Source organism: Synechococcus sp. MU1655 (assembly GCF_023630655.1).
Taxonomy (GTDB): Bacteria; Cyanobacteriota; Cyanobacteriia; order PCC-6307; family Cyanobiaceae; genus Synechococcus_C.
In genome coordinates this window covers 1-8,084 of the sequence record NZ_JAKUHK010000067.1, presented here as the reverse complement: position 1 = coordinate 8,084, position 8,084 = coordinate 1, and the positions used below count along the sequence as shown (strand labels likewise).

The window sequence follows — 8,084 nt, the reverse complement described above, 5'->3', positions numbered from 1 at the left end:
GGTATTCCTCTCCCGTGAGCTCTTCATAAACAATGGCGGGGAGCCCTGTTTCAAACATGGTTTGCAATGCCTCCTTGAGATAGGGGTTCCAGCCGCCCGTGCTGACATCGCGATGACGCACAGTCCAGTCCCATGTGCCCTGTAGATCTCGTGGAATGCGGCCTTCCCGATCTCGGCGCGCCACTAGATCCAACGATTCGACCAGTCCCACCTGAATGGGGTCTTTCCCGTAGGCAGGAGTCAGGCTGAGTTCAAGGCGAACAGGATCTTCTTTCAACAGCCTTAAGCGGAAGCGGGGCGGCAGTTTCACGGATTTGATTACCGCAGCCACAATCCGTGTTCGTTGATCCACCTAGGAGTCCCCTTTACGAGTCAATAGGACAACTCAAGCAGTTGCCATCAACCCAACTTATTCACCGGGGTTCGAAGTTGGATTTGGAGGTTCACTATCGCCGCCAAATCGCACGGTCAAAAGATCCTCCTCCGTGAGGCGTCCGTCTCCATCAAGGAGCTCAGGATGAATCGTCAGCCGACCTGTCCGGTCGACGACTTTCTCAGCCACAAAAGGTTTGCCGGCAGCATTGAATCCACGTCCCATCACGCGAAAGGCTTGCCACAACAGGATGATGAAGATCAGTCCATAGACAAAAGGAAACAGGCTGCTGAACATGGCAATCACCGCAGAACTCGGAGATGGGCCGAACCATCGAATCCATCATCGCTCCTTTTGGGCAAACGGACGTTGATTTGGCGGACCCCGGTCGTATCCAGTCATGAAATCGCCGGACATGGGTCTGTTTTTGTAGGAATTCAATGCCTAAGGTCATGGGACTCATCACATTGATGAAATCGCGGCCATGGCGGTGTCTAATCCTTTGCTCCCATTGGTTTGCGCTGGTGCATTGACGTTCCCCGGGATGCTGATGCAACCGCCTCGAGTCTTCGCCGCAGGGGCTGCACAGGCCGTTGCGCCGACCTCGTTCGTTGCGCAAGCTGTCGCGCGCAGCGGACCGGCTGTTGTCACTCTTGAAACGCAGCGAACTGTCAGGGCGTCGGTTGGAAATGGACTGCCTCGGAGCTTGATGGCGGATCCATTCCTCCGCCGCTTTTTTGGGATGCAATCTCAATCGGCTCCGCGTTCAAGGGTTGAGCGGGGGCAGGGCAGTGGCGTGATTTTTGATGAACAAGGCTTGGTTCTAACCAACGCTCATGTCGTGGAGAATGCGGATCGAGTAACAGTGGGACTGCCTGATGGCAGACGTGTCGCTGGTCGGGTGATTGGGCAGGACTCTCTAACCGACTTGGCCGTTGTGCAGTTGGAAACAAAAGGGCCATGGCCTACGGCTCCCTTGGGCAATTCAGATCGTCTTCAGGTGGGGGATTGGGCTATCGCTGTGGGCAATCCCTTTGGCCTTGAGAACACAGTGACGATGGGAATTGTCAGCAACCTCAATCGCAACATGTCACAACTGGGCATTTCAGGAAAGCGTCTTGATCTCATCCAGACAGACGCTGCGATTAACCCTGGTAATTCGGGTGGCCCGTTGTTGAACGCCCGTGGTGATGTGATTGGAATCAATACCCTCGTGCGGTCAGGACCAGGGGCAGGTCTCGGTTTTGCAATTCCCATCAATCGGGCACGGTCGATCGCCAGTCAGCTCGTCAAGCAGGGAAGGGCGAGTCACCCCATTGTGGGTGTGGGGCTTTCAACGGTTCCTGCCCCCAGGCCAGGGGCAACTGCTCCTCCTGGAGCTGTGATTCGATCAGTCGTCCCAGGTGGCCCCGCCGATCGTGGAAACTTGCGAGTTGATGACGTGATCGTGTCAATCAATGGTCAATCGATCAGTAATCCCTCTGAAGTTGTTTCGGAGATCGATCGACATGGAGTGGATCGACCCTTGAATCTTGAAGTCATGCGGTCTGGTAAACGTATGACGCTTGCAATTACGCCCATTGAGATGACATCTTTGCGTTGATAGTTATCTCGTATTTAATATTTAGCCGTCGGTGTCTTTGAGTTGCTCTACGCAACGGGTAATGCATTCGCCATCATCGAGTGAGCAAGTTGTGATGCACTCGAAATAGGTCTCGACGGCGTCCCAAGCCTGTGCATGCTCAGCGCTTTCAGTCATGGACGAAGGTGTCCCAGCGGCAGTGACATGACGTGCTTGCGTGTTGTTCATAGCCGACTGGGGATCAGTGATGTCAGCTTATCCACACCGTCTGAACTGGTAAAGAGAAATGAGTTTTCCTGCCTAAGCAAGTGTGAAGTTTCATCTTGCGACTGCTGAGAACCCTGGCTAAGCAGCGTTCTTTTTGCGGGAAGCGCGCTCTTTTTGCTTTGCCTGATTCGCTTTGCGCTTGGCTTCTTTCTCGGCAATCAGTCGCTTGGTCTCGGCTTCAGCCCTTTCCTCAGCCTTTTTATCTTGGTAGTAAGCGTAATTTCCCAGATATGTCACGAGCTCACCATCGCGAATTTCCACGATTTTGTTTGCTACACGTGAGATGAAGTAACGGTCATGCGATACCAGTAAAGCGGCTCCTTCGTAGTCGCATAGTGCGTCTTCAAGCATCTGTTTCGCAGGAATATCGAGATGGTTTGTCGGCTCGTCGAGAACCAGTAAATTGCAGGGACTGAGCAACATCAGGGCAAGGGCAAGGCGTGCTTTCTCTCCGCCACTAAGTTTGGCAACCTCCTTGAAAACACTGTCGTTACTGAAACAGAAACTCCCCAGTAATGAGCGCACTTGAGTTTGTGTCCAATCAGGAACGGCTTCGAACATGGTCTCAATCACCGTTTTGGTGAGATCAAGGGCTTCTGCCTGGTTTTGTTCGAAATAGCTGGCAACGATGTTGTGCTCCCCGAGTCTTGCTGAACCTTCATCAGGAGTTTCGACGCCCATGATCAATCGGAGCAGGGTGGACTTTCCGGCTCCGTTGGGACCCACAAAGGCGATCCGATCACCTCTCTCGATTTCGAGATCAGCTTCCATGAAAAGGATGTTTTCCCCGTAGCAATGGGTCAAGTTGTCGATGACAGCCACCTGTGCACCAGATCGTGGTGCGGGGGGAAAGCGGAAGCTGGGTCCGCTCACCGACTCAACCGGGGCATCCACTCTCTCCACCTTGTCCAGCTGCTTTTCTCGGCTTTTGGCCTGGGTGCTGCGCGTTGCACTGGCACGGAATCGATCGATGTAGGCCTGTTGGGTTGCGATCTCTTTCTGCTGCCGTTCAAAGGCTGCTTGTGAGGCTTCTTGCTCGAGTGCTTTTTGTTCGAGGTGCGAGGTGTAATTGCCCAGGTAGGCCCTCGAGACGCCTCGCTCCGTGCTCACAATTTGATTGCAGACACGATCCAGAAACGTACGGTCATGACTGATCACGACCAATGCCGCCTTTTGTTCGATGAGATATCCCTCGAGCCACTGAATCGTTTCGACGTCGAGATGGTTGGTTGGCTCGTCTAAGAGAAGAAGATCAGGGTCTTGAAGGAGGATTTTTCCCAGTGCCAGTCGCATTTGCCAGCCGCCGGAGTAGTCCGAGACCAGGCGGTCTGCCTCCTCGAGTTTGAATCCGATGGTGGGGAGCAATTTGTCGATTCGTGCATCGAGCTCGTAGCCATGCAGTCCTTCAAACCGGGTCTGCAGTCGCCCTAGTTCGTGAATGAGCTCGTCGAGATGATCGGGATCGAGCGCCGCGCGTTCGGCCGCCATCTCCAATTCAACTTTTTTTTGTTTGCCCAGCACGATGGCGGCCTCGCCAAAGGCTTGAAACAGCTCTTCTCTCACCGTGCGGCTGGGGTCGACATCGAATTCTTGCTGCAGGTAAGCGATTTTTGGCTCGCCTTGTTTCACGATTTGGCCACTGCTGGCTTCTTCCATGCCAGCAATCAGCCTTAGCTGGGTTGATTTCCCTGCTCCATTCACGCCAACAAGGCCGATGCGGTCTCCGGGTTTGACCTCCCAGGTCACATCCCGCAGAACTTCTCCGGTGGGATAAATCTTGCCGACTCGCTCAAGTCGCAGCACGGAGTGGAGGCAGGGAAAACCCATCATCCCGTGTCGGGGTTTCCAGGCAGACTGCTGGAGCTGGGAGCAGGCTCAATGCGTCGACTGGAGCAAGTCACGGCCCTTGTGGTGGCAGCCGGTCTTGCCGTGATTAGTTATTGGTTGTTTTTTAGTTGGGCAGGCGGCGGCGGAGTGCGAGAACGTTCTGCGCCCAAGCCAGCCTTCGCGCCCTCTGGCCAATCATTGGAGTCCAAGGACTCCAATGAAGCAGAAGACATTAAAGCCCCCCCCTCGCCTTGATCAGCCATTGCTTGGTGATCTCATCGTCGAGATTGTTGATGTGTTCCTTCACCTCTTGGAGCGTGACAGGCAAGTTGAGTTGAGTGCCGATTTCGCAGATGGAATCGAGGGCCCCTGAAGGATTTTGAAGTGCCTGCCTGAATAACCCCTTGCTGAGGTTTTGATCATTCTCAATGCGTGCGTACAGCGCAGCTGCGTTGGACATGATCGTCATGCTTCTGACGAAACCTTATTCACGCCACCACGAACTGCCATCCCTTCCCGATGCAGCTCCCTATGCAGCTTGGTCGAGCTCCGTTGCTTTGAGCCCAGAGGCTGACGCGTCTTCCATGCTGCGGGCATCCATACAAAGCACTTTGCGCAGCTGGGCGTAATTGGCTGCTTGTGATCGGCGTCCGTCTTGAACGGCGCCGTATTCAGCGCGTTGGAGCACGTGATGGAGATGGGTGAGCAGGTAGGTGCTGATGACAGCCGAAACCAGTACTTCGCTGTTTTCAGGGGTTCGGCTCGGGCGCCGAGTCTTGCGACGGTCGTTGCTTTGACGCTTGTTTTGACGAGGGGCCTGCTTGCTACTGATTGGTAGCTGGGGGGAGCTGACGTCCGGTCTTTGGGAATGGGTCATGGCACTCCTGGAATGGGTGGGCCGAGGGCCTGGCCTGCAGTTGGATCAGAGATCTGATCCGTGACAGCAGCATAGTGCTGGATACTACCCTTGCACATCTCTGTACACTTTTAAGTAGCTCTGCCTCTTTCTGAGTCGTGGCCACTCGCCAAAACTCATCCAGTGGGAAGCCAAAGTCACCTCGTATTCAGGTGGTGCTCCCCGAAGACCTTTGCCTCCGCTTGACGGCGTTGGCTGAGGAGGAATCGCGCACGGTCAGCAACATGGCCAAGGTGTTGATTCAGCAAGGGGTTCAGCGATACGAACAGGGAGGTGACAGGCAGGTGTCAGCTCCAGTCGCCGATGCACATCAGTCGTCAACAGAGCAATTGCGCAGTGCTCTTGAGTCGAAGCAAACCGGTCGGCTACGGGGCGCACCACGTCGCGTCAGACTTCACCGCCCGAGTTGATCCAGCTTGACTCCAGGGGCTTTTGTAGCTCTTTTTTGACTGGGATACGGCCTTCACTGCGCGGCTGCTGCGCAATCAAGCCGGATTGACGCGTACTCCGAGGACGACCTCGTGCTGTGCGCCCGTGATCGCTGGTGCATTTCCTGGATATCCCAGGTGATGCCACCATGCCAACAGAGCAAACACGATGGCTTCACGGCTTTGGCTGGGGAGTTGAAGCTCGTCGCTGCGACGCAGTCTTAGACCTCGGCAGCGTTTGTTGAGTTCTCGCATCAACGTGAGGTTCTGGCTGCCACCTCCAGCAACCAACAGCTCGATAGGGAGGGGATGGTTTTGGTTGGAGAGCTGTTGCAGATCCTGTGCGACAACGGCGGCTGTGAAGGCTGTGAGCGTCGCGATTTGATTGGCGATCGGCCGTCCTTGCATCTCCTGAAGACGCCTCGTTAGATCGTCTCGGCCGAAGACTTCACGACCTGTGGATTTGGGAGGGCTGAGCTGGAAGTAAGGCTCAGCAAGCCAGCGGAGAATTAAGGCTTCATCGCAATGACCAGTCTCTGCTAGGCGGCCGCCCTGGTCGCAGCTTTCCTTCCCCTCGCTGAACTGCTCCATCGCCAGGTCGATCAAGCTATTAGCAGGGCCGCAATCCCACCCCCTGACGGGTTGGATTCGATCAGGACCTGCATCAGGTGGAATGAGGGTGAGGTTGGCGATGCCACCCAAATTCAGCAACGCTCTCCAACCTTTGGTTCGTCCCAAAAGGGCCGCATCAGCTTTGGGAACAAGAGGTGCTCCTTGACCTCCGAGGGCCAGATCGGCCGCCCGAAAGTCGAAGATCACAGGGCGTTTCAGTAGTTGCGCTAGCAGGGGTGCTTGGAGCATCTGCCAGCTCGCTCCACGCTCAAGTGCGCCAGTTTTCGATCGGTTGGGGGGGCGATGCCAAAGGGTTTGGCCATGACATCCCACCAGCTGCGCCTCTCCCTCTGGGTCGCACTGAACAGCTGCTGTGGCCTGAATCTTGGTGATCGTTTCGGAAAGATTGAGGAGAGAGGCGGCGGTTGTGGCTTCGCCTTGGCTCACGGCCAAGATCAGTTGTCGTGTCGAGCTTGGATAGTCCAGCGAGGCAGACCGCAGCAGTGACCAACGGGGATGGTCGGCGGACCCGGAGAGTTCGACAAGGACAGCATCCACGCCATCGGCGCTTGTGCCGCTCATCAATCCGAGAACGCGCATGACTCAGGTTTTCGGAAGCTCTTGTAGATCGTCGGTTAAACCCATCACCACGAGAACGTGCCCGTTTTGCAGCACATGGGACGCCGGTGGGTTGACCATGAGTTCTTTCGCCGGACCTGCCGCAAGAACATTCACGCGAAAATTCTTGCGCAGGTTGAGGTCTCGCAGCGAGCGCCCCACGAACCGGCCAGGCACCTTGATTTCTTCAATCGAATGATGCTTATCGAGTTCGAGTCGTTCCATCAGGTTGGGGCGTACCAATTCCACACCCAGCCGTTCGCCTTGCATGCGAGAGGGAAAGACCACCCGATCGGCTCCCACTCGCTTGAGCATTTTTTCGTGCAAATCGCTGGTTGCGCGTGCAATCACGCGCCGAACCTTGCTTCCTGCACTGTCTTTGGCAATGAGGGTGGCCGTGATGCTGGCTTCGATGGGTTCGCTGATGGCGACAACCACGGTTTCCATATCAAGGATCCCCGCTTCGCGAAGCGCTTCTTCATCGGTGCAATCCACGATGCGGGCTTCGATCGATGGCTCGAGTTGGCGTAGTTCCTCGATGGCCTTGGAGGAACGGTCAACAGCAAGCACTTCAGCACCGTTTTGCATCAGTTCCTTGCAGACAGCACTTCCGAAACGACCCAACCCCACAATCCCAAAACTTGAAGGGGCTGCTGGGTTGGATTGGGACCAATGCCACCACTCCCTCACTGCACTGCTCCCTGGGATCGGTGATTAGACATAGAGATCCTCACGGGGATAACCAACGCGATTCTCGCGCTGCAGATGTCCGCGGTTAAAACTCTCCCAAATGGCGCTTAACAGCAAGAGGATTCCGAGGCGTCCCACAAACATTCCCATCACGAGCACCAATTGACCAAAAGGAGCGAGTTGGCGTGTGACACCTAGATCCAATCCAACGGTGGCAAACGCCGAAACACACGTAAAAACCAGCTCCAGGAATGTGAACGGTTCTTCTCCGCTGAGGTTGCTGCTTAATGCCAATAAAAGAGCCATCCCCAGGACGAAAAGAAGGGAGGCAACCGTGATGCTCAACGCGCGCAGCACGACTTTGTCGGAGATCTGTCGATGGCGAATCACTACATCATTGTGACCTCGCAGGGTGGAGCGCGTCGCGGCCATGAGGGCTGCCACCGTTGTGGTTTTGATTCCCCCGCCTGTTCCTCCGGGACTGGCACCGATGAACATCAGGGTCATCACCAACAACAGGCCTGAATCGGAAATGCTGTTCAAAGAGAGGGGCACCGTGGTGAATCCAGCGGTCCTTGAACTCACTGATTCAAAAAGAGCGCTCATTAACCGTTCCCCCCATCCCATGCCTGTGAGCACATGGCCCATCGACAGTGATTCCGTCAGCATTAATCCAAAGGTTCCGATCAGGATGAGAAGACCAGAGGTGCGTAGAACGAGGCGCGTGTGCAGGCTGAGATGACGCCGTCTTAGCCGCTGGCGATTAATCCA

Annotated in this window: 12 protein-coding genes; 3 read left to right on the top strand and 9 right to left on the bottom strand. The window is 55.4% G+C overall.

Features of this window, described 5'->3' with window-relative positions; all coding sequences use genetic code 11:
* The coding region (locus NCN04_RS04870; RefSeq protein ID WP_250395348.1) for a DUF8663 family protein at positions 1–352 on the bottom strand (352 nt) is incomplete at its 3' end.
* 57 nt (positions 353–409) lie between these two features.
* On the bottom strand, positions 410–670 hold the full coding sequence (locus NCN04_RS04865; RefSeq protein ID WP_250395347.1) for a DUF2973 domain-containing protein: 261 nt from the start codon (positions 668–670) through the stop codon (positions 410–412).
* Positions 671–857: 187 nt separating this feature from the next.
* On the opposite strand from NCN04_RS04865, the gene NCN04_RS04860 reads away from it, so the two are divergent.
* The gene (locus NCN04_RS04860; protein ID WP_048347298.1) at positions 858–1,976 is read left to right on the top strand and encodes a trypsin-like peptidase domain-containing protein; all 1,119 of its coding nucleotides are present in this window, start codon (positions 858–860) and stop codon (positions 1,974–1,976) included.
* A 21-nt stretch (positions 1,977–1,997) separates the two neighbouring features.
* Here NCN04_RS04860 and NCN04_RS04855 read toward each other — a convergent pair whose 3' ends face one another.
* Together NCN04_RS04855 and NCN04_RS04850 are read right to left on the bottom strand one after the other, a co-directional pair.
* Positions 1,998–2,132, bottom strand: coding sequence for a DUF8642 family protein (locus NCN04_RS04855; protein ID WP_256381377.1), 135 nt, complete (start codon positions 2,130–2,132; stop codon positions 1,998–2,000).
* A 168-nt stretch (positions 2,133–2,300) separates the two neighbouring features.
* Entirely contained in the window at positions 2,301–4,025 is a 1,725-nt protein-coding gene (locus tag NCN04_RS04850) for an ABC transporter ATP-binding protein (RefSeq protein WP_048348332.1), read from the bottom strand.
* A 75-nt stretch (positions 4,026–4,100) separates the two neighbouring features.
* On the opposite strand from NCN04_RS04850, the gene NCN04_RS04845 reads away from it, so the two are divergent.
* Positions 4,101–4,304, top strand: coding sequence for a hypothetical protein (locus tag NCN04_RS04845; protein ID WP_250395349.1), 204 nt, complete (start codon positions 4,101–4,103; stop codon positions 4,302–4,304).
* On the opposite strand, the gene NCN04_RS04840 is transcribed toward NCN04_RS04845, so the two are convergent.
* Together NCN04_RS04840 and NCN04_RS04835 are read right to left on the bottom strand one after the other, a co-directional pair.
* A complete protein-coding gene (locus tag NCN04_RS04840; protein ID WP_048348330.1) occupies positions 4,282–4,509 on the bottom strand; it encodes a DUF8665 family protein in 228 nt (75 codons plus the stop codon). The two genes, NCN04_RS04845 and NCN04_RS04840, sit on opposite strands and share 23 nt — an antisense overlap.
* A 69-nt stretch (positions 4,510–4,578) precedes the next feature.
* A complete protein-coding gene (locus NCN04_RS04835; protein ID WP_250395345.1) occupies positions 4,579–4,926 on the bottom strand; it encodes a DUF8682 family protein in 348 nt (115 codons plus the stop codon).
* 137 nt (positions 4,927–5,063) lie between these two features.
* Between NCN04_RS04835 and NCN04_RS04830 the strand changes: the two genes are divergently transcribed.
* Positions 5,064–5,375, top strand: a complete 312-nt coding sequence (locus NCN04_RS04830) for a ribbon-helix-helix domain-containing protein (protein ID WP_048347295.1) — start codon at positions 5,064–5,066, stop codon at positions 5,373–5,375.
* Positions 5,376–5,450: 75 nt separating this feature from the next.
* Here NCN04_RS04830 and NCN04_RS04825 read toward each other — a convergent pair whose 3' ends face one another.
* The 3 genes from NCN04_RS04825 to NCN04_RS04815 all read right to left on the bottom strand — a co-directional run.
* A complete protein-coding gene (locus NCN04_RS04825) occupies positions 5,451–6,605 on the bottom strand; it encodes an anhydro-N-acetylmuramic acid kinase (RefSeq protein ID WP_250395344.1) in 1,155 nt (384 codons plus the stop codon).
* 3 nt (positions 6,606–6,608) lie between these two features.
* On the bottom strand, positions 6,609–7,313 hold the full coding sequence (locus NCN04_RS04820; protein WP_048347293.1) for a potassium channel family protein: 705 nt from the start codon (positions 7,311–7,313) through the stop codon (positions 6,609–6,611).
* 24 nt (positions 7,314–7,337) lie between these two features.
* Positions 7,338–8,084: potassium transporter TrkG (locus tag NCN04_RS04815; RefSeq protein WP_284498589.1), on the bottom strand; the 747-nt coding region annotated here is incomplete at its 5' end.